General features: G+C 64.3%; 17 protein-coding genes and 3 tRNA genes. 11 read left to right on the top strand and 9 right to left on the bottom strand.

The genetic code is table 11. The features are described from left to right. The first annotated feature begins 131 nt into the window (after positions 1-131). The 3 genes from VGR99_RS15345 (at position 132) to VGR99_RS15335 (ending at position 4,754) form a co-directional block, all read left to right on the top strand. On the top strand, positions 132-443 hold the full coding sequence (locus VGR99_RS15345) for a hypothetical protein (RefSeq protein ID WP_326899325.1): 312 nt from the start codon (positions 132-134) through the stop codon (positions 441-443). Between the two features lie 472 nt (positions 444-915). Then, positions 916-1,245, top strand: coding sequence for a PilZ domain-containing protein (locus VGR99_RS15340; protein WP_326899323.1), 330 nt, complete (start codon positions 916-918; stop codon positions 1,243-1,245). A 557-nt stretch (positions 1,246-1,802) separates the two neighbouring features. Beyond that, positions 1,803-4,754, top strand: coding sequence for a tetratricopeptide repeat protein (locus VGR99_RS15335; protein ID WP_326899322.1), 2,952 nt, complete (start codon positions 1,803-1,805; stop codon positions 4,752-4,754). Between the two features lie 278 nt (positions 4,755-5,032). Here the strand turns inward: VGR99_RS15335 and VGR99_RS15330 are convergent. Further along, positions 5,033-5,109, bottom strand: a tRNA-Asp gene (locus tag VGR99_RS15330). 234 nt (positions 5,110-5,343) lie between these two features. On the opposite strand from VGR99_RS15330, the gene VGR99_RS15325 reads away from it, so the two are divergent. From VGR99_RS15325 to VGR99_RS15295, 7 genes are all read left to right on the top strand, one after another. Next, complete coding sequence (locus VGR99_RS15325) at positions 5,344-5,673, top strand: HU family DNA-binding protein (RefSeq protein WP_326899321.1); 330 nt, start codon at positions 5,344-5,346, stop codon at positions 5,671-5,673. A gap of 122 nt (positions 5,674-5,795) precedes the next feature. After that, positions 5,796-7,046 (top strand): peptidase T, encoded by a 1,251-nt coding sequence (gene pepT, locus VGR99_RS15320; protein ID WP_326899320.1) that lies wholly within the window; start codon positions 5,796-5,798, stop codon positions 7,044-7,046. A 390-nt stretch (positions 7,047-7,436) separates the two neighbouring features. Then, the gene (locus tag VGR99_RS15315; RefSeq protein WP_326899497.1) at positions 7,437-7,724 is read left to right on the top strand and encodes a hypothetical protein; all 288 of its coding nucleotides are present in this window, start codon (positions 7,437-7,439) and stop codon (positions 7,722-7,724) included. A gap of 56 nt (positions 7,725-7,780) precedes the next feature. Next, positions 7,781-9,055 (top strand): divalent metal ion exporter subunit IhpA, encoded by a 1,275-nt coding sequence (gene ihpA, locus VGR99_RS15310; RefSeq protein ID WP_326899319.1) that lies wholly within the window; start codon positions 7,781-7,783, stop codon positions 9,053-9,055. Next, a complete protein-coding gene (gene ihpB / locus VGR99_RS15305; protein ID WP_326899318.1) occupies positions 9,052-10,029 on the top strand; it encodes a divalent metal ion exporter adaptor subunit IhpB in 978 nt (325 codons plus the stop codon). Before ihpA ends, ihpB begins: the two co-directional genes overlap by 4 nt. Then, positions 10,022-13,240, top strand: coding sequence for a CusA/CzcA family heavy metal efflux RND transporter (locus VGR99_RS15300; protein ID WP_326899317.1), 3,219 nt, complete (start codon positions 10,022-10,024; stop codon positions 13,238-13,240). The genes ihpB and VGR99_RS15300 overlap by 8 nt, the downstream gene beginning before the upstream one ends. A 3-nt stretch (positions 13,241-13,243) precedes the next feature. After that, a complete protein-coding gene (locus tag VGR99_RS15295; protein ID WP_326899316.1) occupies positions 13,244-14,200 on the top strand; it encodes a cation diffusion facilitator family transporter in 957 nt (318 codons plus the stop codon). A gap of 159 nt (positions 14,201-14,359) precedes the next feature. Here the strand turns inward: VGR99_RS15295 and VGR99_RS15290 are convergent, their stop codons facing one another. From VGR99_RS15290 to VGR99_RS15255, 8 genes are all read right to left on the bottom strand, one after another. Continuing rightward, entirely contained in the window at positions 14,360-15,220 is an 861-nt protein-coding gene (locus VGR99_RS15290) for a class I SAM-dependent methyltransferase (protein ID WP_326899315.1), read from the bottom strand. Between the two features lie 128 nt (positions 15,221-15,348). Then, positions 15,349-15,425: transfer RNA gene (locus VGR99_RS15285), tRNA-Val, on the bottom strand. Positions 15,426-15,474: 49 nt separating this feature from the next. Continuing rightward, a complete protein-coding gene (locus VGR99_RS15280) occupies positions 15,475-15,879 on the bottom strand; it encodes a GFA family protein (RefSeq protein ID WP_326899314.1) in 405 nt (134 codons plus the stop codon). Positions 15,880-15,953: 74 nt separating this feature from the next. Continuing rightward, complete coding sequence (lon, locus tag VGR99_RS15275) at positions 15,954-18,377, bottom strand: endopeptidase La (RefSeq protein ID WP_326899313.1); 2,424 nt, start codon at positions 18,375-18,377, stop codon at positions 15,954-15,956. A 325-nt stretch (positions 18,378-18,702) separates the two neighbouring features. Continuing rightward, a complete protein-coding gene (gene clpX, locus VGR99_RS15270; protein ID WP_018642420.1) occupies positions 18,703-19,974 on the bottom strand; it encodes an ATP-dependent Clp protease ATP-binding subunit ClpX in 1,272 nt (423 codons plus the stop codon). Positions 19,975-20,419: 445 nt separating this feature from the next. Beyond that, the gene (locus VGR99_RS15265; protein WP_326899312.1) at positions 20,420-21,055 is read right to left on the bottom strand and encodes an ATP-dependent Clp protease proteolytic subunit; all 636 of its coding nucleotides are present in this window, start codon (positions 21,053-21,055) and stop codon (positions 20,420-20,422) included. A gap of 304 nt (positions 21,056-21,359) precedes the next feature. Then, entirely contained in the window at positions 21,360-22,721 is a 1,362-nt protein-coding gene (gene tig, locus VGR99_RS15260; protein WP_326899311.1) for a trigger factor, read from the bottom strand. A gap of 177 nt (positions 22,722-22,898) precedes the next feature. Next, positions 22,899-22,983 (bottom strand) — tRNA-Leu (locus VGR99_RS15255). Between the two features lie 155 nt (positions 22,984-23,138). Between VGR99_RS15255 and VGR99_RS15250 the strand changes: the two genes are divergently transcribed. After that, entirely contained in the window at positions 23,139-24,452 is a 1,314-nt protein-coding gene (locus VGR99_RS15250; protein ID WP_326899310.1) for a multicopper oxidase family protein, read from the top strand. Positions 24,453-24,606 lie beyond the last annotated feature (154 nt).

Genomic DNA, 24,606 nt, shown 5'->3' with positions numbered 1-24,606 from the left:
GGCAGACTGCCGCCAAGCTGGAAAAATGAAATTGATTTAAATCAAGCCTGAGGCTGCACCGTTTGGAATTCTGCTCGGGCTAAATGACCAACCGGGTTATTTGGCGCCATCATTTTTCATTGGAGGGGAAAATGCCTGCAGTTGTCATGCAGTTCGTTTCGCATCCAAGGCCCGGCAGCGATCTCGCGACAATCTTACAGCTTGCAAAGGACGGCGCGACACTTTGGAGAAAGCACGGGGCCGATGTCAGCTATTGGTCGGTGATCGGTGGCGAGGTCGGGAACTACGCCTTCGTCGCTCGCTTCGATAGCGTAGAAGCTTATGGGCGCACCTTGGCGGCACTAGGTGCCGATCCGGCTTTCGCAGAATTCCAGGCCAAGCGGCTCAAGGCTGGGCAATCCGATTGGGTACGCTCCAACATGGCCATCCAAGTTGATATTTGACGGAACGCCTTCTCTCTCGCGTGCGAGACCGCCTTCGGGCGGTCTCTTGCTGCGCGGCCGATGTCGCCTGTTGGCCCATAGCTGCGTTGGCGCCCGTTCCTGCGACGCTTGCTATTGACCCGCAGCGGACCCTTTAGACCATCCAGTCCAAGAACGGTTGGCTGTCGTCAGACGAGCCAACTGAGCAAGATTGCTGGTCGTGCATTCGCGCGCCAAAGGCGGCATCCGTAACGCTACGAGGGCAAGCCGACCGCCTGCTTTCGAAAGCGTCAAGCGTCCGAGTTAACCATCAATTTGATCGAATTTTAATAAGACAACAGGACTGCTTGTTAGTGTGAGGCGGGCAAATCAACGTGGCAGATATCGCCGTTTTCCGGACGTCGGCGGGCCGGGAAGCTGACTTCATGGAGTGCGATCGCAATCGCTGCGGTCCTTCGATGCAAAGTAGCCTTCTCACCCGGAGCATCTCGCCATGATGATCGAACGTCGAGCAATGGAGCGGATACCGATCAACCGGGCCGCGCGGCTGTCATTTGATGGAATTCGTGGGACGCATCCATGCGTGGTGCGCAACATAAACGCCCTCGGGGCCTGTATCTCCGCGCCGTACTACATATTTGCGAATGAGTTTGTGCTGTCGTTCGAGGGACATTCCGGAATCTTCATCTGCCGCGTCGTGTGGAGAAAGGTGACGTTTTGCGGCGTTTGTTTCCTCCTGCGTCGTCGTTCGCCGAAACATGCGAACGATTCCGGCGAAGCCGCAAGCGTGGAGCGACTTGTTCGCCAGATCGTGTGCCGGTAGGAGTGGGCCTTGGCTTGGGGGTGTCAGCGCTTCTCCTTGCGTTCCGACGAAGCGTCGTATGGACCAACCCCTTCGGCTGTTGGCCCTTGGCGAACATGTCTCGGCTGGTCGCTCGACAGCAGCTTTTGACCCGTTTTCTGGAGACGGGGATCACGCACATCGAGATCGTGCTGCGCCTCAGGCGGCAACGCCAAAAGCTGCTTCTCGGGATCAAAAGCGAATGGCTTGTACCCCGTGGGTTCGCCATCAGCGCGCTTAGCGCTAATCAGTCCGCAGATCACCGTCTTGGCCGGCTTTGACTCCAATGAGTATGGCAGACGAAGGATCTAGGAGCTCAGTCCGCCGTGACCGAAAGGCTCGAAGAGCGTACGCAACGCTTCCCCGCATCAGCTTCGCACCAGCTTCCCACCAGAAACTGCCTCAACGGAACGTCGCGCTCGGTGGATTCCGCACGCTGACCGCGACCCCGCGGAACGATATGGCCAATGCAACTGACGCCGCCTTCGCGTGACTGAGAATCGGTCAGCAATTTTGCGCAATCTCCTTCTGGTCAACTCATGAATCGTCACGAGCGCGGGGCTGCGGCCCAACAAATCAAACAGGTCGCAGCTCAGGGTCTGCCGCAACATTTCGAGGCCTTGAAGCAGGGCAAGGCGCTGTTCGATCTCGGCCGCTATGCCGAAGCGCTGGACTATTTCGACCTGTTCGAGAGGCATAATCCCGGCATCGCGCCGCTCTATCAAACGCGCGGCCTCTGTCTGCAGCGCCTGGGCCGGTTCGAGGACGCGCAGGCCGACTTCGAGAGGTCCATCGCGCTGGCGCCCCTCGACGCCGAGACGCACAAGAACCTCGGCACGCTTCATTCGAGATTGGGGCGAATGGAGCAGGCCCTTGCGTGCATCGATCGCGCGCTCGCGCTTCGTCCCAATTTTTCCGCAGCACTGACCGAAAGGGCCCGGGCGTTGTGGAGCATGCAATTACTGGACGAGGCTTTCGCGGCCTTCCAGGCATCGCTGGCGGCCGATCCGCGCAGTGCGCACACGATCTGGAATCTTTCGCTGCTCCAGATGCTGACCGGAGATTTCGAGCGAGGCTGGCTTGGCCGCGAGGCCCGCTGGAGGGCGTCGCTCGGCCTCGTCGATCGCGGCTTTTCGCAAGCCCTCTGGCTGGGCGACCAGCCGATCGAAGGCAAGACCATCCTGCTTCATGCCGACGAGGGATTGGGCGACTCGATCCAGTTCGCGCGCTATGCGACCCTGGTGGCGGCGCTCGGGGCGAAGGTCATCCTGGAGGTGCCGCCGTCGATCCAGCAGCTTCTGGACGGCATCCCCGGGGTCGCAGCATGCGTCGACCGGTCGTCTGCGGCGTCGCCGGCGTTCGACCTGCACTGTCCACTTGGAAGCCTGCCGCTGGCGTTCGGAACGCGCCTCTACACGATCCCGTTCGCGGAACGGTACCTGCCCGAGCCCCCGGCGGCGCGGGTGAAGGCGTGGGAGGACCGGCTTGGCCCTCACGATCGCTTCCGCGTCGGCCTCGTCTGGGCGGGGAATCCGGCTCACAACAACGACCACAACCGATCGATCGCGCTGCAGACGCTTGCGCCGCTGCTCGATTGCGACGTCCAGCTCGTCTCCTTGCAAAAAGACATCCGGGACCAGGACAAGACCTTTCTCGGCGAACACCCCGATATCGTCGACCTCACGGAACAGCTTGATAATTTCAGCGACACGGCGGCACTCGTTGCCTGTCTCGATCTGGTGATCTCGGTCGACACCAGCGTCGCGCATCTCGCCGGCGCGATGGGCGCGCCGGTCTGGACGATGCTGCCCTTCAACCCGGATTGGCGCTGGCTGCTCGGCCGTGACGACAGCCCGTGGTATCAATCGATGAGGCTGTTCAGGCAGCCGAAGCGCGCCGACTGGGCCAGTGTCGTGGAACGCGTCCGCGGCGAGCTCGATGGGCTGGTGTCCGAATGGCGGTCGGGAGCACGGCAACTCCAGAGCAAGGCCCCGGCCACCAGGCCACATGATGCAGTCGTCTCGAACTACCTCGGCCACATGCACTGGCAACACTGGCGCATGGACGAGGCTGTGCTGCACTTCCAGCGGGCGTTACAGCTGTATCCGCAATATGTGGAGGCGGCGAACAGCTGCGGAAAACTGTTGTTCGATCTCGGACGGCATACGCAAGCCCTCGCATGCCTGGACTCAGCCGCGAAACTGAACGCAAATTCCGCAGACCTGCATCAAATTCGCGGCGACTGCCTCCAGGTGCTCAGCCGGTTCGAGGAAGCGGAGGCGGCGTACGAGACGTCCATCGCGCTCGACTCCGGCCTGGCGGACACGCACAACAAGCTTGGCGCGCTTCACGCAAAACTCGGCCGATTGGACCTGGCATTGGTGTGTTTCGATCGCGCGCTCGAACTTCAACCGGCTTTTTCGGCGGCGCTTTCCAACAAGGCATTGATCCTGCTGAATCTGCAATTGGTGGATGAAGCTTTCGCGACCTATCGCAGAGCGCTGACGATCGACCCGGACAATGCGGTGGCGACCTACAACCTGGCGACACTTCAGCTGCTGACCGGCGACTTCGAGCAAGGCTGGCTTGGGCGCGAGGCACGCTGGAAATTTCCCACCGGCTTCCTCAATCGGGGCTTTTCCCAGTCTCTCTGGCTTGGTGACCAGCCGATCGAAGGCAAGACCGTATTGCTTCATGCCGACGAGGGATTCGGTGACGCAATTCAGTTTGCGCGCTATGCCACCATGGTGGCTGCGCTCGGAGCGCGCGTCATCCTCGAGGTCCAGCCTCAGATCCGGCCGCTGCTGGCCGGGGTGCCCGGCGTTACAATTTGTGTCGACCGCCCCTCTGCTGCGTCGCTGCCGTTCGACCTTCACTGTCCTCTTGGAACGCTACCGCTCGCATTCAAGACACGGCTCGATACGATCCCGAGCCCGGAGCCGTACCTTCCTGCGCCTCCAATGGCGCGCGTGAAAGCGTGGCAAGACCGGCTTGGCGCCCACGATCGCTTCCGCGTCGGCCTCGTCTGGTCGGGCAATCCACATCACAAGAGTGATCTCGATCGATCGATCGCCCTGCAGACGCTCGTTCCCCTGCTGGATTGCGATGCTCAGTTCGTCAGCTTGCAGAAGGGCGCCCGGGATTGGGACCGCGCCTTCCTCGGCGAACGTCCTGATATCGTCGACCTCACGGATCAGCTCGGGGATTTCAGCGACACGGCGGCGCTGATTTCCTGTCTCGATCTGGTGATCTCGGTCGACACCAGCGTCGCACATCTCGCCGGCGCCCTCGGCGCTCCGGTCTGGACCATGCTGCCCCTCAACCCGGATTGGCGCTGGCTGCTCGATCGCGACGACACCCCATGGTATCGGTCGATGAAGCTGTTCAGGCAGCCAAAGCGGGGCGACTGGGCCAGCGTCGTGGACAACATTCGCCGCGAGCTGGAGGGCCTGGCTTCCGCAAGGCGTCACCGCAACGGGGCGAACGGCTAAAGCCTTCCAAGCAATGCTATCAGGAGCGGCATAAACAGCACCGCCTACCGCTCCTTCCTCACTTTGCCGGCTCCGGCCGGGCCCGACCCGGAAATGGGTTGCGATTCATCGCTTTGGCGCCCAATCTTGAGAACCCGGTGGAATTTCCCCGGGTAACCAGCCTGCCCGCATGCGAACGAGATCTGCATAAAGGTCCAAGGTCGCCGGCATACCTTGGACAGGGGCCAGAACGGTCCAAAACTGAGTGTCAGGTAAGGGATTGATATTCGGCCATTAAATGGCGCGAGAGACGGGGCTCGAACCCGCGACCTCCGGCGTGACAGGCCGGCGCTCTAACCAACTGAGCTACTCCCGCGTGACGCGTATGTGTCCGCGCGGAACGAGGGGGGAATTAAAGGCCGGACCATGCGAAGTCAAGGACGTTGGTACCTAAAGCCGGAATACTCCCGTCCCACCCCGATCGCGTGCGTGGATAACCTCCTCCACGCCCCGCGACGTAGTCAGTTCGGTCCCGAATCGTCTACGCCTTCCGTCACTTGCGCGGTTCCCGGCTCTCGTCCGTGACCGTCAGGAATCGAGGAGGCCAGACATGGCTAAGAAGGATTTGGCTAAGAAGGATTCGGCGAAGAAGGCAGCCGCTCCCGCCACCGTCACGCTCAAGCACCTCGCCGCCGACATCGCGGAGAGCCAGGACCTGTCGAAAAAGCACGCCGAGGCGGTCCTGACCGACATGGTCGACCTGATCACCAAGCACCTGAAGAAGGGCGACCGCGTCCGTATCGTGGGCCTCGGCATCCTCCAGGTCCGCAAGCGCGCCGCCCGCACCGGCCGCAATCCCGCCACCGGCGAGGCGATTCACATCAAGGCCAGCAAGAAGGTGGCGTTCCGCCCGGTCAAGGAGCTGAAAGAGGCGATCTAGCGGCTTACGGATCGTTAAGCCTGATCCAGCGTCCTTCCGGCCGCATCAAGGCCCGCTTTTCTGATATACCGCTGGCATCCCCCGAGAGTTGCTTCTCCAAAGACGCGGCGGTTTGACCAGAAATGTCCTCCCTCTCCTTTTCGCACACCGTGACCGAGCGCTTCCTGCGCTACGTCACCATCGACACTCAGTCGGATCCCAACTCACCGGCCTCTCCCTCGACCGAGAAGCAGAAGGATCTCGGCCGCGTGCTCGTCACCGAGCTCAAGGCCATGGGCGTCGCGGACGCCCATCTCGACGATTACGGCTATGTCTATGCGACGATCCCGGCCAACACGACCAAGAAGGTGCCGGTGATCTGCTTCTGCTCGCACATGGACACCTCGCCCGACGTCACCGGCAAGGACGTCAAGCCGCAGATCGTGAAGAACTATCGCGGCGGTGACATCACGTTGCCCGGCGATACCAGCCAGATCATCCGCTTCGCCGAGCATCCCGCGCTGAAGAACCAGATCGGCAACGACATCATCACCACCGACGGCACCACGCTTCTCGGCGCCGACAACAAGGCCGGCGTCGCCGAGATCATGGATGCCGCGCATTTCTTCATCAACAATCCCGACGTGAAGCACGGCACCATCAGGATCCTGTTCACGCCGGACGAGGAGATCGGCCGCGGCGTCGACAATGTCGACATCAAGAAGCTTGGCGCCGATTTCGGCTACACCATGGACGGCGAGAGCGCGGGCAGCGTCGAGGACGAGACCTTCTCGGCGGACGGCGCCACCATCACCATCACCGGCGTCAGCGCCCATCCCGGCTATGCCAAGGGCAAGATGGAGCACGCGATCAAGATCGCGGCCGCGATCGTCGAGCGCCTGCCGAAGGAGGGCTGCTCGCCCGAGACCACCTCGGGCAAGCAGGGCTTTCTGCACCCGGTCGGCATCGAGGGCGCACTGGAGCAGGCAACGCTCGCCTTCATCGTGCGCGACTTCACCGAGGAAGGGCTGAAGGAGAAAGAGGACCTGCTCGAGGGCATCGTCAAGGACGTGATGAAGGACTATCCGCGCTCGACCTACAAGTTCGAGGTGCGCGAGCAGTACCGCAACATGAAGCAGGTGATCGACCGTCACCCGCATATCCTCGAATACGCCATCGAGGCAATCCGCCGCGCCGGGCTGCGCCCGATGCGCACCGCCATCCGCGGCGGCACCGACGGCTCGCGGCTGTCCTTCATGGGCCTGCCCTGCCCCAACATCTTCGCCGGCGAGCACGCCTTCCACTCGCGGCTCGAATGGGTCAGCCGGCAGGACATGGAAAAGGCGGTGCAGACCATCGTGCATCTGGCGATGATCTGGGAGGAGAAGGCGTAGCGCTTCTCTCGCGTCGATGCGAAATGGCCAAGCTGCGCCCGGCCAACGCCGCGGGACGCTAATGAGGGGACTTCCGAACGTTCCTAATTTTGCATCACCTGCGGAACGAACCCGCAGGACGCGAATTGTCTGCTCAAGTCCCAAGGATGAAGATTGTGAGCACAAAAGGCCTCAGCCGGTCAGCCCCCGGCTGGGGCCTTTCCGTATTTCACCCGTGCGACATCGAGTTCCCCACACGTAACATTATTGCGGGTCGACACTGTTCCGGCCGCCGTGGTACCGGAGGCGGATCAGAAAGCCTCAAGTGACCTCGTGACGTCGATTCGCAGCCTCCACAACATTCGTTCCCTGCGCAACTGGCGCGGGCTCGTGGCTGTGCTGGTGGCAACGATGTACCTGCTGTCGGGCGTGCTCCACGGCGCGCATGACATCGACGTCACCAGCCCCTCCGGCGGCTCGGAGATCGCCTCGATCCTCGACGAGGGTTCCGCAGGCCATGGCGATCACAAGGCAATCGGCGGCCATCATTGCCATGGCTGTTTCTCGATCGCCGTCATCCAGCCGTTGCAATCCGAAGCTGCGGCCGACATCGTCGCCGCACCGGTCGCGCAGCGCGAGCCCGCGCTGATCGGCATTGCGCCGGATACGGACTCCCCGCCCCCCAAGCACCTGACCTGAACTGATCTGCCGGGCGCCCTGCGCGCTCACGATGCTATTGTTCACAGGTCACCTTCATGTCTTGCAGACGGACTGCCGCGCGCTTCGCGTGCGCGATGGCGATTGTCGTCAGCCCCTCGCTGACGCAGCACGCACACGCCCAGACCCTGACCATGCGCGCCGCGCTGTCGCGCGCGCTGGCGGCGAGCCCGCGCCTGACGGCGGCGGAGCGCGATGTCGGCATCGCGACCGGCCAGCGCATCCAGGCGGGTGCCCTGCTCAATCCGGAACTGTCTTATGAGCAGGATAATTCGTTCGGATCCGGCACCTATCGCGGCACGAAGTCAGCCGAAACCACGCTCCAGATCAGCCAGGCCTTCGAGCTGTTCGGCAAGCGCGAGGCGCGGATCGCCGCGGGCGCGGCCGGCATCGAGGTCGCCGCGATCCAGCGCAAGGCGATCAGGCTGGAAGTGCTGTCGGAGACCGCGATCGCCTTCCTCAGCGTGCTCGGCGCGCAGCGGCGCATCCAGATCCTCGACGAGCAGATCGCCGCGATCGACCGCCTGACGCCGCTGCTGCGCCGCCGCGTCGAGGCCGGCGCCTCCTCGCCGGCCGAAACCGGCCGCGCCGAGGTCGCCTCCGCGCTGGTGAAGGCGGACCGCGAGCGCTTCAAGGCGACGCTGGCCAGCGCCCGGCGCGAGCTTGCGGTGCTGATGGGCGATTCCGCGGCAAAGTTCGGCGACGTCTCCGGCCGGCTCGACAGCATGGTCAAGCCGCCGACCTTTCAGTCGGTGGTCGCCGCCATCGATGCCAATCCGCAGCTGGTGCGCTGGACCGCGGTCTATGCCCAGCGCAACGCCGAGCTGCTGATGGCGCGGCTGCGGCCCTATCCCGACGTGCGGATCGCCGCCGGCTGGCGTCATTTCAATGAGACCAATGACGACGCGGTGCGCCTCTCCGTCTCGGTGCCGATCCCCGTGTTCGACCAGAACCAGGGCAACATCCTCTCGGCGCAGGAAAGCCTCGCCAAGACCAAGGCCGAGCGCGAGGCCAACCGCAACACGCTGATCGTGGTCGCCGGCCGCGCCTACGACTCGGTGCAAGGTTCGCTGCGCGAGCTCGCGGTGCTGCGCGAGACCGCGATCCCCAAGGCGACGGAAGCTTCAGAAGCGATCTCGCAGGGCTACGGCCAGGGCCGCTTCTCCCTGCTCGAAGTGCTCGACGCCCAGGCGAGCGTGACCCAGGCGCGGCTGCGCGAGCAGGAGGCGCTGCAGAACTTCCACGTCGGCGTTGCCACCATCGAAGGCCTCGTCGGCAATCCCTTCGCGCTGGCCCGGGAGAGCGCACGATGAAAACGTCCTCCACCATTCTCGTTGCCATCATCGCCGCCGCGCTCGGCGCTTACGGCTATTCCCAGCTCGCACCGGTCAAGGTCGCACCGGCCGAGCATGCCGCGGAGAAGAAGCCCGAAAAGCCGAACGACCATGTCGAACAGGACGAGCACGGCGCCGATCGCATCCGCATCTCCGACGTCAAGCTCGCCGCCGCCGGCGTGACGCTGGCGGAGGCCGCGAGCGCGACGTTGACCGATACGCTCGCCTTCAACGGCATTTTGCGCGCCAACCAGGAAGCCGTGGTGCAGGTGACGCCCCGCTTTCCGGGGCTCGCCAAATCGATCCAGAAGCGCATCGGCGACAAGGTCGGCAAGGACGACCTGCTCGCCACCATCGAGAGCAACCAGAGCCTCACGGTCTACGAGCTCAAGGCGCCGATCGCCGGCACCATCATCGAGCGCCAGATCTCGCTCGGCGAATACGCCTCCGAGCAGAAGCCCGCCTTCGTCGTCGCCGACCTCTCGACCATCTGGGTCGACCTGTCGATCTACCGGCAGGACCTCCGGCGCGTGCGCCTGAACGACGAGGTGCTGATCGACCCCGACGACGGCCGCGGCGAGATCAAGGGCACGATCTCCTACATGGCGCCGATCGGCTCGAGCGAGACCCAGACCGCGCTCGCCCGCGTGGTGCTGCCCAATCCCGACGGCCGGCTTCGTCCCGGCCTGTTCGTCACGGCCCGGCTGATCCTCGCCGCGCGCAACGTCGCGGTCGCGGTGCGGCGAAGCGCGATCCAGACGCTGGAGAACAGGACCATCGTGTTCGTCCGCGAGGACGGCGACAAGATCGAGGCGCGTCCGGTCGAGCTCGGCGATTCCGATCCACGCCACGTCGAGATCAAGGCCGGCCTTTCGGCCGGCGAGCATTACGTCGCGGAGAACAGCTTTGTCGTGAAGGCAGAGATGGGCAAGGGCGAGGCCGAGCATGATTGAGCGCCTCATCGCCGTCTCGCTGCAGCAGCGCTGGCTGGTCCTCCTGCTCGGGCTCGTCGCCGTTGCATTCGGAGTCTGGAATTTCCAGCGGCTTCCGATCGACGCAGTGCCTGACATCACCAACGTCCAGGTCCAGATCAACACCCGCGCGCCCGGCTATTCGCCGCTCGAAACCGAGCAGCGCATCACCTTCCCCGTCGAGACCGCGATGGGGGGCCTCCCCAAGCTCGACTACACCCGCTCACTGTCGCGCTACGGCCTCAGCCAGGTGACGGTCGTCTTCAAGGACGGCACCGACATCTATTTTGCCCGCCAGCTCGTGGGCGAACGCATCCAGCAGGTGAAGGACCAGCTTCCGGCCGGCGTCGAGGTCGCGATGGGGCCGGTCTCGACCGGCCTCGGCGAGATCTTCATGTACACCGTCGAGGCCAGGGCCGGGGCGAAGACGCAAGGCGGCCACGACTATTCGCTGACGGATTTGCGCACCGTGCAGGACTGGATCATCCGGCCGCAGCTTCGCAACGTACCTGGAGTCATCGAGGTCAACACCATCGGCGGCTTCGAGCGGCAATTCCACGTGCTGCCGGACCCGGGCAAGCTGATGGCTTACCGGCTCGGCTTTCGTGACGTCATGACGGCACTCGCCGCCAACAACGCCAATGTCGGCGCCGGCTATATCGAGCGCAACGGTGAGCAATATCTGGTTCGCTCGCCGGGCCAGGTCGGCAATATCAGCGAGATCCAGGACATCGTGATCGGCTCGCGCGGCGGTAATCCGGTCAGGATCAGGGACGTCGCAACGGTCACCGAAGGCCGCGACCTGCGTACAGGCGCGGCAACACGGGACGGCGAGGAAACGGTGCTCGGCACCGCCATGCTGCTGATCGGCGAGAACAGCCGGGCGGTGGCACGCCGCGTCGCAGCCCGTCTCGACGAGATCGCCAAATCGCTGCCCGACGGCGTCGTGACGCGCACCGTCTACGACCGCACCCACCTGGTCGAGGCCACCATCCGCACGGTCGAGAACAACCTGCTGGAAGGCGCGGCACTGGTCGTGGCCGTGCTGTTCCTGATCCTCGGAAATATTCGCGCCGCCCTCGTCACCGCCTGCGTCATTCCGCTGTCGATGGCCATGACGATCACCGGCATGGTCGAGACCAAGGTCAGCGCCAATCTGATGAGCCTCGGCGCGATCGACTTCGGCATCATCGTCGACGGTGCCGTGATCATCGTCGAGAACTGCCTGCGCATGCTGGCCGAGGCCCAGCGCGAGAAAGGCAGGCTGCTCACCACGTCCGAACGGCTGCGCACGATCCTGCACGGCTCGAGCGAGGTCATCAAGCCGAGCCTGTTCGGAACGCTGATCATCGCGGTGGTCTATCTTCCCGTGCTGACGCTGACCGGCGTCGAGGGCAAGATGTTTACGCCGATGGCGCTGACCGTGCTGATGGCGCTGGGCGCCGCCGCCCTGTTCTCGATCACCTTCGTGCCGGCGGCCGTCGCCATCTTCGTCACCGGCAAGGTCTCCGAGCACGAGAACCTGTTCATGCGGGGGGCGAAGCGCGCTTATCTGCCTCTGCTCCGCCTTGCGATCGACAACCGGGGCGCGGTCGCCATCATGGCCGCAATCATCGTCATTGTGAGCGGCATCGCCGCCTCGCGCATGGGTGGCGAGTTCATCCCCAGCCTGGACGAAGGCGATGTCGCGCTGGCCTCGATCCGGATTCCCGGCACCAGCCTGACCCAGTCGCTCGACCTTCAGAAGGCGCTGGAAAAGCGCATCATGCAGGTTCCGGAAGTGAAGGAGTTCTTCACCCGCATCGGCACAGCGGAGGTCGCGACCGATCCAATGTCGCCGGCGCAGACCGACGGCTACATCATGCTCAAGCCCCGCGCCGAGTGGCCCGACCCGGACAAGCCGAAATCGGAGGTGATCGAGGCGATCGACAAGGCCGCCGACGACATTCCCGGCAGCGCCTATGAAATCTCCCAGCCGGTCCAGCTGCGCGTCAACGAACTGATCTCCGGCGTGCGCAGCGACGTCGGCATCAAGATCTTCGGCGACGATCTCGACATCCTGCAAGGCGCGGCCAAGCAGGTCGAGGCCGCGATCCGCGGCATCCGCGGCGCCAGCGACGTCAAGATCGAGCAGGTCTCGGGCCTGCCGATCCTGACCGTCCGCCTCGACCGCCAGGCACTCGCCCGCTACGGCCTCAGCGTCAGTGAGGTGCAGGGTATCGTCGAGATGGCGATCGGCGGTAAATCGGCCGGGAAACTGTTCGAGGGCGACCGCCGTTTCGAGATCGTGGTGCGCCTGCCGGAGCATCTGCGCGGCAATCTCGATGCCATCAAGGCCATCCCGATCCCGCTGCCGCCGAGCGACGAAGCCACATCCGGCGCGGCGATCCGGACGGCCCTTTCCGGCTCTCCCCTCGCCCAGATGCGCTATGTGCCGTTGTCGTCGGTCGCCACCGTCGATGCGACGCCCGGCCCCAACCAGATCAGCCGCGAGAACGGCAAACGGCGCATCGTCGTCACCGCCAACGTCCGCGCACGCGATCTCGGCTCCTTCGTCGCCGAGGCCGAAGCGGCGGTCGCCGAGAAGGTCAAGCTGCCGCCGGGCTACTGGATCGGCTGGGGCGGACAGTTCGAGCAGCTGGTGTCCGCCACCAAGCGGCTGACGATCGTGGTGCCGGTGGCGCTGCTGCTGGTGTTCCTGCTGCTGTTCATGGGCATGGGATCGGCGGCGGACGCGGCGCTGGTCTTCTCCGGCGTGCCGCTGGCGCTGACCGGCGGCGTCGCGGCGCTGCTGCTGCGCGGCATTCCGCTGTCGATCAGCGCCGGGGTCGGCTTCATCGCGCTGTCCGGCGTCGCTGTGCTCAACGGCCTCGTCATCATCGCCTTCATCGAGCGGCTGCGCAGCGAGGGGCGATCCGTTGCCGACGCCGTGCGCGAGGGCGCACTGACGCGGCTGCGTCCGGTGCTGATGACGGCGCTGGTCGCCTCGCTCGGCTTCGTGCCGATGGCGCTCGCCACCGGCGCCGGCGCCGAGGTGCAGCGGCCGCTCGCGACCGTGGTGATCGGCGGCATCATCTCCTCGACCATCCTGACGCTGCTGGTGCTGCCCGCGCTCTACGTGCTGTTCCGCCGTGACGTGGCACACGAAACGCCTACAATGGCGCCTGATTTGGCGGCTTCCGGGGAGCGCTAGGTTTTGGGCAACCACGACCATCACGGTCATCATCACCATGATCATGCCGGCCACGGGCATGATCATGGTGCCGGACACGTCCACGCGCCCGCCAATTTCGGCAAGGCGTTCGCGATCGGCATTACCCTCAACACCGCGCTGGTCGTGGCCGAGGCGATCTACGGCTATATCGGCAACTCCACCGCCCTGCTCGCGGACGCCGGCCATAATCTGTCCGACGTGCTCGGCCTCGTCGTCGCCTGGGGCGCATCGATCGCGGCGCGGCGCGCGCCGAGCGGCCGCTTCACCTATGGCCTGCGCGCCTCCACCATCCTGGCGGCGCTGGCGAACGCGGTCTTCCTGCTGGTCGCAACCGGCGCGATCGGCTGGGAAGCGATCTTGCGCCTGCGCGAGCCGGAGCCGGTCGCAGGCGTCACCGTGATGGTGGTGGCCGGCATCGGCATCCTCATCAACGGTTTCACCGCCATGCTGTTCGCGAGCGGACGCAAGGACGACATCAACATCGAAGGCGCGTACCTGCACATGGCCGCCGATGCCGCGGTCTCGCTCGGCGTCGTGATCTCGGCGGCGCTGATCATCTGGACCGGCTGGCTCTGGCTCGATCCCGTCACGAGCCTCGTGATCTGCGCCGTCATCCTCTGGAGCACCACCAGCCTGCTGCGCGGCTCCATCGACATGTCGATGGCCGCCGCCCCCAAGGGGACGGACCTTGCCGCAATCAGGGCGTTCCTGCTGGCGCGGCCGGGCGTGTCAGGGATCCACGATCTCCACGTCTGGCCGATCTCGACCACCGAGACGGCCCTGACCTGCCACCTTGTCATGCCCGCCGGCACTGCCGACGCATTCCTGATGGAAACGGCGCAGCTCCTGAAGACGACCTACCGCATCGGCCACACCACCCTCCAGGTCGAGACCCATCCGGACAATGGCTGCACTCTGGCGCCGGATGATGTGGTGTGAGGGGCAGTCTGCCTCTACGTCGTCATTGCGAGCCACCGGGTCCGCGCGCAGCGCGGCCCGATGACAGGCTCCGCGAAGCAATCCAGAATCCCTCAACGGAAAGACTCTGGATTGCTTCGTCGCTTCGCTCCTCGCAATGACGGTGGGATAGAGCGCAGCCTACCCCACCTTCGCCGTCACGATCCAGATCGCGCCCTGCAGCGCCACGCTCTGCCCCTTCAGGAACGGCGCGAGCGTCTCGCGGATCGAGGCTTTTGCGGCGGCGTACGTCTCCGGCGGATGGCCCTGCAGCGCGCGGCTGGCGGGGCCGATCTGGAGCGAGCCGTCGACGGCAGCATCGAGGCCGCCGCCGATGGCGATGTCCATCGGCAGATTATGCGGCTCCATCGCAACGTCCGCGAAGCCCGCACCTTTCAGGATGCGCATCACGCGCTCTTCCGAGGCGAAGGCGAACGGGCCCGGCTCCTCCGCCCCGACCGGCGGCATCTTCGGCACGTGCTTGTAGACCGCCATCAGCGGCGCCATCATCCACGGGTTTTCCTTCGGCTCGCGCCAGCAGGCGAAGGCGAGCCGCCCCGTCGGCTTCAGCGCGCGGCGGAGATTGGTGAAGGAGGCGATGGGGTCGGCAAAGAACATCACGCCGAAACGCGACGCCAGCAGATCGAAGCTGGCCGGCTCGAACGGATGCACCGTCGCATCCGCCAGCACGAAATCGAGCGGCAACCCCTTGGGCGCGAATGCGCGCGCCTGCGACAGCATCGGCTCGGAGACGTCGAGGCCGAGCGCAAAACCATTCGGCGCGACCGCCTTCGCGAACGCAAACGTCGTCGCCCCAGAACCACAGCCGACATCGACGACGCGCTCGCCCGGCTTCGGCCTGGCGCGGTCGATCAGCACGTCGGCAATGGGTCCGAGCAGGCTCTCCTGCGCCGAATGGCGATCGGCCCAGCGCTGGCCGCTCGGGCCGTTCCAATAGGCGATCTGGTCGGCGTTTTGCTCGTGTCCGGTGGGCTGTTGCATAGAGGCCTCTGTCGCTCGATATCGCCCGCCTTCGCCTATCGGCTTCGGCGCGGCAGCCTTCGCTCGCGTCGCGCCAATGACGTGTGAGGCTGGCTCGCCGAGCCGAAGCTCGCGAAGCGAGCAAAGGCTGGTGGGCGGTCACGGATTCGAACCGCGGACCCTCTCGGTGTAAACGAGATGCTCTAACCAGCTGAGCTAACCGCCCCTCGCCGCTTCTTTATCCCTACCCGCCCCATAGGGGCAAGTCCGGAACATCAATCCCCCGGCCTGCCCGGCAGCAGCGGCACCGCATCGATCCACACCGCCGCCGACTGGCACCAGATCTGCCTGACGGGGCGCAGGGCGTCGCGCTGGCGGATCGCGCCCCAGCGGATGCCCCAATCGTCGGCCTGGTCGCCCTCGCCGCTGGTGAACAGCGGGGAACCGCAATCGGGACAGAAGTGCTGGAAGCGCATCCGGCCGTTGTCGCCGCGCTTGCCGTAGACCTTGGGCGTACCGCCAGTGAGCTTGACGTCCGCGGCGCGGCAGATCGCCGTCACCCGGAACGGCGATCCCGTCAGCGCCTGGCAGTCCCGGCAATGGCACACCGACACCGCCTCGGGATCGACCTCGGCCTCGAAGGTGATCTGCCCGCAATGGCATTGCCCGTCGATCTGCATCGCCCGCGTCCCCTGCCCCCGAAACAAAAACGGCGCCCGAAGGCGCCGTTTTATCATCTTTTCGAATTGCGATCTCAGTGAGCGGTCAGGCCGCCGGCGGCTTCGTCACCATCCGGCTTCACCGTCACCTTGGTGTCCTCTTCCCAGACGATCGGCACGGGCTTCTTGACCAGTGCCTTGGCGACGACGTCGTCGAGGCGGGAGACCGGAATGATCTCCATGCCGCCCTTGATCGCATCGGAAATCTCCGTGAGATCCTTGGCGTTGTCCTCGGGGATCAGCACCGTCTTGATGCCGCCGCGGGCAGCCGCCAGCAGCTTCTCCTTCAGACCACCGATCGGCAGCACGCGGCCGCGCAGCGTGATCTCGCCGGTCATCGCGACATCGTGGCGGACCGGGATGCCGGTCATGACCGAGATGATCGCGGTGGCCATCGCGACGCCCGCCGACGGACCATCCTTCGGCGTCGCGCCTTCCGGCACGTGCACGTGGATGTCGCGACGGTCGAACATCGGCGGCTCGATGCCGTAGTTGATCGCCCGCGAGCGGACGTAGGACGCCGCCGCCGAGATCGACTCCTTCATCACGTCGCGCAGATTGCCCGTGACGGTCATCTTGCCCTTGCCGGGCATCATGACGCCTTCGATGGTCAGCAGCTCGCCGCCGACATCGGTCCAGGCAAGGCCGGTGACGATGCCGACCTGCGGCTCGCTCTCGATCTCGCCGAAGCGGTACTTCGGCACGCCGAGCAGCTCTTCCAGAGTCTTCTCGGTGACCTTGACCGACTTCTTCTTGGAGATCATCAGCTCCTTCACCGCCTTGCGGGCGAGTGTGGAGAGCTCACGCTCCAGATTACGCACGCCCGCTTCGCGGGTGTAGCGGCGGATCAGAAGCAGCAGCGCGTCGTCGTCGATCGAGAACTCCTTGGAGTCCAGGCCGTGCTTGGACACCGCGTTCGGGATCAGATGCTTGCGCGCGATCTCGACCTTCTCGTTCTCGGTGTAGCCCGCGATCCGGATGATCTCCATGCGGTCCATCAGGGGACCTGGAATATTCAGCGTATTCGCGGTCGTGATGAACATCACGTTGGACAGATCGTAGTCGACCTCGAGATAGTGGTCGTTGAAGGTCCCGTTCTGCTCGGGGTCGAGGACCTCGAGCAAGGCCGAGGACGGATCGCCGCGGAAGTCGGCGCCCATCTTGTCGATCTCGTCCAGCAGGAACAGCGGATTGGACGACTTCGCCTTCCGCATCGACTGGATGATCTTGCCGGGCATCGAGCCGATATAGGTGCGGCGGTGACCGCGGATCTCGGCCTCGTCGCGCACGCCGCCGAGCGACACGCGCACGAACTCGCGCCCCGTCGCCTTCGCGATCGATTTGCCGAGCGAGGTCTTGCCGACGCCGGGAGGACCGACGAGGCACAGGATCGGGCCCGTCAGCTTGTTGGCGCGCGACTGCACCGCGAGGTACTCGACGATGCGTTCCTTGACCTTCTCGAGCCCGTAGTGATCGGAGTCCAGAACGGCCTGCGCCGATTCCAGATCCTTCTTCACCTTGGACTTCTTGTTCCACGGGATCGACAGCAGCCAATCCAGATAGTTGCGCACGACGGTCGCTTCCGCGGACATCGGCGACATCTGGCGCAGCTTCTTCAATTCATGCTGCGCCTTCTCGCGCGCTTCCTTGGAGAGCTTGGTCTTGGAGATCTTCTCTTCGAGATCGGCGAGCTCGTCGCGACCGTCGTCGTCGCCGAGTTCCTTCTGGATCGCCTTCATCTGCTCGTTGAGATAATACTCGCGCTGGGTCTTCTCCATCTGGCGCTTGACGCGCGAGCGGATGCGCTTCTCGACCTGCAGCACCGAGATCTCGCTCTCCATCAGGCCCAGCACCTTCTCCAGGCGCGTGGTGACGGACAGCGTCTCCAGGATGCCCTGGCGATCGGCGATCTTGACCGCGAGATGCGAGGCAACGGTGTCGGCGAGCTTGGCGAAATCGGTGATCGCCTGTACGACGCCGACGACCTCGGCCGAGATCTTCTTGTTGAGCTTCACATAGCTCTCGAAGTCGGACACGACCGAGCGCGCCAGAGCCTCGGCCTCGACCGACTTCGCATCGGTGTCGGCGAGCGCAACGGCGGTCGCTTCGTAATAGTCAGCGCGATCGGTGTACTTCTGCACGCGCGCGCGCTCGAGCCCTTCGACCAGCACCTTCACGGTGCCGTCGGGAAGCTTCAAGAGCTGCAGCACGCTGGCAAGCGTACCGGTCTCGTAAATCGCATCGGGCGCCGGATCATCGTCGGACGCGTTCTTCTGCGTCGCGAGCATGATCAGCGCGTCGTTCTTCATCACCTCTTCGAGCGCGCGGATCGACTTCTCGCGACCGACGAAGAGCGGAACGATCATGTGCGGGAAGACGACGATGTCGCGCAGCGGCAGCACGGGATAGGCGTGCGTTTCGCCATGAACGATGGTTGGCCGGGGTTTTGGATTAGTCATGGCCTTTTCCTTTTGCTTTGCCCCCTTGCACGCAGCCCGCCGTCTTCATGCGCAACCGCCACAAGGTGCCGAGGTGATCCGAACAAACCGGTCTACCATTCGTAGGTTGGACCGGGCTTGCCGGATCGGAACAGAGGCGAATCTTGAACAGAATTCTCGCTCGCCGTCGACATTAGGTGGCTATCGACCGGGGGGGTGTCAAGTCATTGAAAGACGCGCGCCATCAGGCGCTTACGCACGCAAATAAGCGACGCAACATCGGCTGCGGAAGATCATTCCGCAGCCGCCACGATGAAAGACGGTTGGAGCGTTGCAGCGCCGCAAATCAGGCGCTGGCATTCTCGACGGCGCGATCGGTCCGATCGGCGTAGATGTAGAGCGGACGGGCCGTGCCTTCCACGACTTCGCGCGAAATCACGACTTCTTCCACACCTTCCAGGCCCGGCAGGTCGAACATGGTCTCGAGCAGGATCGCCTCGAGGATCGAACGCAGGCCACGCGCGCCGGTCTTGCGCTCGATCGCCTTGCGGGCGACCGCGCCAAGCGCCTCGTCGGCGAAGGTCAGCTCGATGTTCTCCATCTCGAACAGCCGCTGGTACTGTTTCACCAGCGCGTTCTTCGGCTCGGTCAGGATCTTCTTCAGCGAGGTCTCGTCCAGATCCTCCAGCGTCGCCACGACGGGCAGACGGCCGACGAATTCGGGGATGAGGCCGTACTTCAGCAGGTCCTCAGGCTCGACGTGACGGAAGATCTCACCGGTACGACGATCCTCCGGCGCCATCACCTGGGCCGCGAAACCGATCGAGGTCGACCGCCCGCGCGCCGAGATGATTTTCTCGAGGCCGGCGAACGCACCGCCGCAGATGAACAGGATGTTGGTGGTATCCACCTGCAGGAACTCCTGCTGGGGATGCTTGCGGCCGCCCTGCGGCGGGACCGAAGCCACCGTGCCTTCCATGATCTTCAGCAGCGCCTGCTGCACGCCCTCACCCGACACGTCGCGCGTGATCGAGGGATTGTCGGACTTGCGGCTGATCTTGTCGATTTCGTCGATGTATACGATGCCGCGCTGGGCGCGCTCGACATTGTAGTCGGCAGCCTGCAGCAGCTTCAGGATGATGTTCTCGACGTCCTCACCGACATAGCCGGCTTCGGTCAGCGTCGTCGCGTCGGCCATCGTGAAGGGCACGTCCAGGATGCGGGCGAGCGTCTGCGCAAGCAGCGTCTTGCCCGAACCGGTCGGACCGATCAGCAGGATGTTCGACTTCGCGAGCTCGACGTCGTTGTGCTTGGTCTGATGGTTGAGGCGCTTGTAGTGGTTGTGCACCGCGACCGACAGGACCTTCTTCGCATGGCTCTGGCCGATGACGTAATCGTCCAGCACCTTGCAGATTTCCTTCGGCGTCGGAATCCCGTCGCGCGACTTGACCAGCGAGGATTTGTTCTCCTCGCGGATGATGTCCATGCAGAGCTCGACGCACTCGTCGCAAATGAAGACCGTGGGACCCGCGATCAGTTTGCGGACTTCGTGCTGGCTCTTGCCGCAGAACGAGCAATATAGCGTGTTCTTGGAGTCGCTCGTGCCGACCTTACTCATTCATGTCTCCGTCCGCGGTTCGATCGTGTCGCTCGATCGCTCCATTCCGGCACGTCGCCGTCATGAAGTTTAAATAGAGCAAATTCCGTACCAAAAAAGACCCTACGCGTTACATCCCGTGCGAATCACGGTCACTCGATTCTCCCGCGATCATAGCCGATCAATCGTAGCCAACCATGCTGTCACCCGACTATCAAGAATTCGCTAATCGGGGGTCGCCGGCTACCCGTGACAATACCGTGATTTCCGGTCTTGGCACGGGCGAAGTGATCGAAATCACCCCGGCGTTGCTGGATTGCCACGAAAAACAAGCACGAAAGCGGAACTTTCTGCCTGTCGCAGGGCGCAAATCAACGTCCTTCTGCGCATAAGCGCGGTCGAAACGTGAACGCCGCCCTGATGGTTACGGCGATCCCAAAGGTATCGCCGTAACAGACCAGTAGTGCTACGGGGCCTTCGCCGCCGCCGGCTCCTCGGAGCGCTTGTCGATGACCTTGTCGACCAGACCGAACTCCTTGGCGTCGTTGGCGGTCAGGAACTTGTCGCGTTCCAGCGCGTCCTCGATCGTCTTGTAGGTCTGGCCGGTGTGCTTCACGTAGATCTCGTTGAGCCGCTTCTTCAGGTTCAGGATTTCCTGGGCGTGCAGCATGATGTCGGTGGCCTGGCCCTGGAAACCGCCGGAGGGCTGGTGGACCATGATGCGCGCGTTCGGCAGCGAGAAGCGCATGTCCTTCTCGCCGGCGCAGAGCAGCAGCGAGCCCATCGACGCAGCCTGGCCGGTGCAGAGCGTGGAGACCGGCGGACGGATGAACTGCATGGTGTCGTAGATCGCAAGGCCCGACGTCACCACGCCACCCGGCGAGTTGATGTACATCGAGATTTCCTTCTTCGGATTTTCCGCCTCGAGGAACAAGAGCTGCGCGACGATCAGCGTCGACATGCCGTCCTCGACCGGACCGGTCACGAAGATGATGCGCTCTTTCAACAGGCGCGAGAAAATGTCGTAGGCGCGCTCGCCACGGTTGGTCTGCTCGACCACCATGGGCACGAGGTTCATGTAGGTTTCAACCGGATCGCGCATGAGTCACCTAGGGTTTTCGGACGTGGACACCGCGCCTCTTGGCTGGCCAGTTGGGCTGGATTTGCCGGAGGGCGATGGACGTCCCGTGATGCAGGACTTGTTCGTAGAAGGCTTGTTGGTAGAGGAACTCGGGTACAGGGCGTACCGACAGATATAGCCCAATTCGTGCCAGACAAGTGCGGAGCGAATTAAGGCTTAATCCAGCGGGGAGTTGAAGCTGATTCTCGCAAAAAGGCCCAGCCAGCCACATGGCTAGCCGGGCCGGATCGCTGATCATCCTTAATAGAAGGCTCTCTCAACGCCTTCAGGCGGCGGTCTTTTCCGCCTCGTCGTCCTTGTACAGGTCCTCGCGCGAGACCTTCTTCTCGGTCACGTTGGCGAGCTCGAGGATGAAGTCGACGACCTTGTCCTCGTAGATCGGTGCGCGAAGCTGGGCGAGCGCCTGGGCGTTGTTGCGGTAGAAGTCCCAGACCTCCTTCTCGCGGCCGGGCATCTGGCGCGCACGCTCGATCACGGCGCGACCAACCTCGTCGTCGGTCACGGTGATCTTGTTCTTCTCGCCGATCTCGGAGAGCACGAGGCCGAGGCGCACGCGGCGGTCGGCGATCTTGTGGTACTCTTCCTTGGCCTTGTCCTCAGTGGTGTCCTCGTCGGCAAAGGTCTTGCCTGCGGAGTCCATCTCGGCCTTGACCGAGTTCCACATCAGATTGAACTCCTCCTCGACGAGCGAGGGCGGAGCCTCGAAGCGATGGGCCTCGTCGAGACGGTCGAGCAGCGCGCGCTTGACGCGCTGGCGCGTCGCGCCGGCGAACTCGGCCGCCAGGCGCTCGCGCGCGGCTTCCTTCAGCTTGTCGAGCGATTCGAGGCCGAGCGTCTTGGCGAACTCGTCGTCGATCGCGACGTCCTGCGGCGCCTCGATCAGCGTCGCGGTGGTCTCGAACTCGGCCGGCTGGCCGGCGAGCTTCTCGCTCATGTAGTTCTTCGGGAACGTCACCTTCAGCGTGCGCGTCTCGTTCGCGCCGATGCCGATCAGCTGCTCCTCGAAGCCGGGGATGAAGGTGTTGGAGCCGATCACGACCTGGATGCCCTCGCCGGCGCCGCCCTCGAAGGCTTCGCCGTTGATGGTGCCCTTGAAGTTGATGGTGACGCGGTCACCCGACTCGGCCTTGGCGCCGTCGGCCTTCGCGGCATAGCCGCGGTTGGTGTCGGCGATACGCTTGATCGCCTCGTCGACGTCGGTGTCGGACACGTCGGCGACCGGCTTCTCGACCTGGAAGGTCTTGAAATCGGCGAGCGCGATCGACGGCACCACCTCGATGGCAACGGTGTAGGTCAGATCGGTCTTGCCGTTCAGCAGCTCCTCGACCTCGGCCTGCTCGCTTGGCATGGTGATCTTCGGCTCGGTCGCAAGGCGGAAGCCGCGCTCGGAGAACAGCTGCGTGTTGGTGTCGCGGATGGTCTGGTCGATGGTCTCGGCCATCACCGAGCGGCCATAGACCTTCTTCAGGTGCGCCACCGGCACCTTGCCGGGACGGAAGCCGTTGATGCGGACCTTGTCCTTGAGGTCGACGAGCTTGGCACCGGCCTTGGCGTCGAGATCAGACGCGGGAACGCTGACCTTGAACTCGTGCTTCAAACCTTCCGAGAGGGTTTCTGTGACCTGCATGGCGTCCAATCTTCTTTTCGCTCGGCCCCGGCACGTTGCGCGTCGGGACGCTGTCATTAATCGATCCGACGCGAGGCGAACGCCTCAACGCCGGTGGTTCATCGAGCCCGGCTCCAGGCGGAAAACATCCGCGCGGAGCAAGGCCCCTCAGTAATCCGTGCAAACGCTGAAAGCGCTTGGTGCGGGCGGAGGGACTCGAACCCCCACAACTTTCGTCACTGGAACCTAAATCCAGCGCGTCTACCAGTTCCGCCACGCCCGCGTGAATTTGCATCAAGACCGGCCGCGATGCCGCGGGCGGCCGGGCTTATAGCATGTGCCTGACTGTTCGCAGCAAAAAAATGGCCGGTTGGAGGCATGCTTCAAGTAGGCACGATGGCTGGACTTATCCAGCGCGTCATGGTCCGGATTTGCCCCATGAAAACGCGGATTCTCGACCCCAATCGGCGAGAGGTTTTGGCCGGGCTCGGAGCCTCCCTTGGAGCCACTGCAGCCGGCTTGATGGCGGGCGGCGCCGGCCCGCTGGTGACCGCCCAGATCCTCCTTCAGGCGCGGCCGGCCACGCTGGCTCTCAGACCGGGTCAGCCGGCGACACCAATCTGGGAGCTTGCCGCGGCAAGCCACACCAGAGGCGTCCGCTTCAAGCGTGGCGACCGCTGTGAAGTGGTCTTTCGCAACGACCTGCCTGTGCCGCTGGCGCCCGCCTGGTACGGCCTCAACGGCGCGGCCGTGGCCGACCCCTATCAGGGGCGCGCGCCCGCTGCCCCCGGAACCACCGAAACATCAATTATTTCAATATCAAGCGCAGGAACCCTGCTGGCTGACTTCCGCCTGTTCGAGGACGGCCTGAAACAGCCCGCGCGACCGCTTCCGATCGTTGCCGAGGAGACCAACCGGGTCGCGGTCGATCGTGACGAGGTGCTGCTGATCGAGGAGTGGCGCCTGCGGCCGGACGGCACCGCGCTTCCCCCAGGCCTCGACCCCAAGGACACGACCCGCCTCTCTACAATCAACGGGCAGACTTCATTCGAACTCTCAGCCACGGCCGGCGAGCGGCTCCGGCTGCGCTTTATCAACGGCTCGCAACGTTCTGTTCTGGCAATCAAATTGGAGAATCACGAGGTTCAGGTCATGGCCCTCGACGGCCAGCCGGCCGAGCCGTTCCCGGCCCGCAACGGCGCCCTGGTGCTGGCCCCCGGCGCACGGGCCGATGCCTTTGTGGATGCAGCCGCATCGGCCGCTTTCCTGCTCCATGACGGCAAGGAGGCGCGCCAGGTCGGAAGCCTCAAGGTCTCCGGCAAGCTCGAGCGCGCGCCGCTCTCGCCGCCCCAGCCGCTCCCCTCCAACGACCTGCCCGAGAAGCTCGACCTCCGAGGCGCCCTGCGGTTCGATGTCGCGCTTGGCGCGCCCGAGGCCGGCTGGGTGCGGCCTGCGAACTTCTCCACCGCCTCCGCGCCGACATTCCGCGCCAGGACCGGCCGCACCGTCGTTCTGGCCCTGAAGAACCCCGGCCCTGTCGCGACCGTGTTTCACCTGCACGGCCACCATTTCCGCCTGCTCGACAAGCTCGACGACGGCTGGAAGCCCTATTGGCTCGACACGCTCGCGGTCGAGCCCGGCCAGACCCAGCGCATCGCCTTCGCGGCGACCTCGCCGGGGCGGTGGCTGATCGAATCCGTCGTCACCGACTGGGCCGCGCCGCGGCTGGTGCGCTGGTACGCTGTGGAGTGAGCTTTCGCAGACTTCGTAGAGCCTGAGAGCCATTTCCAGATTCGACATCAAGGGGCGTTGGCGGCCCCTGATGTGGGAGGCGAGCGGCGTGGGGCGGACGGGTATGGTTCTGCGGTCTATGCTTTTGCGAGTTGGTGTCCTTGCAGGATGTTGT

The organism is Bradyrhizobium sp., assembly GCF_035935975.1.
Classification (GTDB): domain Bacteria; phylum Pseudomonadota; class Alphaproteobacteria; order Rhizobiales; family Xanthobacteraceae; genus Bradyrhizobium.
The sequence above is the reverse complement of the archived record's forward strand: the minus strand, read 5'-3'. Positions and strand labels throughout refer to the sequence as shown.

Bases quoted from the DNA above. Each gene is read 5' to 3' on its own strand.
- VGR99_RS15345 (WP_326899325.1), top strand. From the start codon at position 132: ATGCCTGCAGTTGTCATGCAGTTCGTTTCGCATCCAAGGCCCGGCAGC.
- VGR99_RS15340 (WP_326899323.1), top strand. From the start codon at position 916: ATGATGATCGAACGTCGAGCAATGGAGCGGATACCGATCAACCGGGCC.
- VGR99_RS15335 (WP_326899322.1), top strand. From the start codon at position 1,803: ATGAATCGTCACGAGCGCGGGGCTGCGGCCCAACAAATCAAACAGGTC.
- VGR99_RS15325 (WP_326899321.1), top strand. From the start codon at position 5,344: ATGGCTAAGAAGGATTTGGCTAAGAAGGATTCGGCGAAGAAGGCAGCC.
- pepT (WP_326899320.1), top strand. From the start codon at position 5,796: ATGTCCTCCCTCTCCTTTTCGCACACCGTGACCGAGCGCTTCCTGCGC.
- VGR99_RS15315 (WP_326899497.1), top strand. From the start codon at position 7,437: ATGTACCTGCTGTCGGGCGTGCTCCACGGCGCGCATGACATCGACGTC.
- ihpA (WP_326899319.1), top strand. From the start codon at position 7,781: ATGTCTTGCAGACGGACTGCCGCGCGCTTCGCGTGCGCGATGGCGATT.
- ihpB (WP_326899318.1), top strand. From the start codon at position 9,052: ATGAAAACGTCCTCCACCATTCTCGTTGCCATCATCGCCGCCGCGCTC.
- VGR99_RS15300 (WP_326899317.1), top strand. From the start codon at position 10,022: ATGATTGAGCGCCTCATCGCCGTCTCGCTGCAGCAGCGCTGGCTGGTC.
- VGR99_RS15290 (WP_326899315.1), bottom strand. From the start codon at position 15,220: ATGCAACAGCCCACCGGACACGAGCAAAACGCCGACCAGATCGCCTAT.
- VGR99_RS15280 (WP_326899314.1), bottom strand. From the start codon at position 15,879: ATGCAGATCGACGGGCAATGCCATTGCGGGCAGATCACCTTCGAGGCC.
- lon (WP_326899313.1), bottom strand. From the start codon at position 18,377: ATGACTAATCCAAAACCCCGGCCAACCATCGTTCATGGCGAAACGCAC.
- clpX (WP_018642420.1), bottom strand. From the start codon at position 19,974: ATGAGTAAGGTCGGCACGAGCGACTCCAAGAACACGCTATATTGCTCG.
- VGR99_RS15265 (WP_326899312.1), bottom strand. From the start codon at position 21,055: ATGCGCGATCCGGTTGAAACCTACATGAACCTCGTGCCCATGGTGGTC.
- tig (WP_326899311.1), bottom strand. From the start codon at position 22,721: ATGCAGGTCACAGAAACCCTCTCGGAAGGTTTGAAGCACGAGTTCAAG.
- VGR99_RS15250 (WP_326899310.1), top strand. From the start codon at position 23,139: ATGAAAACGCGGATTCTCGACCCCAATCGGCGAGAGGTTTTGGCCGGG.